The 675-nt window shown below is 46.1% G+C and carries 2 protein-coding genes; both read left to right on the plus strand.

The genetic code is table 11. The features are described 5' to 3' along the window. Positions 1 to 80 (plus strand): hypothetical protein (locus tag R7O13_RS27460; RefSeq protein WP_318305275.1); only part of this gene is annotated, 80 nt, incomplete at its 5' end. Between the two features lie 5 nt (positions 81 to 85). After that, a partial coding sequence (locus R7O13_RS27465; protein WP_318305274.1) for a histidinol dehydrogenase occupies positions 86 to 675 on the plus strand: 590 nt, incomplete at its 3' end.

Genomic DNA, 675 nt, shown 5'->3' on the forward strand with positions numbered 1-675 from the left:
TCTGGGAAACCATGGAACAGCTAAAAGAACTGGGTGCGAGCTCAATTCTAGTACTACCAATTGAAAAAATGATGGAGTAACGGCAATGAGAACTGTTGTATGGCAATCACTGAGTGAAGAGCAACAAGATGCAATTTTGGAGCGTCCTGCCATTGCGGAAGGCGCGAATATTACCGCTGCAGTTGCGGATGTGATCGCAAAGGTGCGTACTCAAGGTGACGCAGCGCTATTAGAACTTACAGAAAAGTTTGACCGTGTAAAACCGGAATCAATCCGAGTTCCATCCAAAGAAATTAATGCGGCTTCAGAGCGCCTTTCTGCGGAAATGAAACAAGCACTGGAGCAGGCTTACAGCAACATTGCTAAATTTCATAAAGCACAAAAAACACAACCAATTAAAGTGGAAACACAACCTGGAGTGATGTGTGAGCAAGTGACACGTCCCATTCAAAAAGTAGGGTTGTATATTCCTGGTGGTAGCGCGCCATTGCCATCGACAGTATTGATGCTGGGCGTGCCTGCAAAAATCGCTGGTTGTCGTAAAGTGGTGCTTTGTTCTCCTCCACCGATTGCAGATGAAATTTTATACGTTGCCAAGTTGTGCGGCATTGATGAAGTTTACAATGTCGGTGGTGGACAGGCGGTCGCTGCTATGGCTTACGGTACGAAAAGCGT

The sequence above is a fragment of the Vibrio sp. Y176 genome (assembly GCF_033438945.1).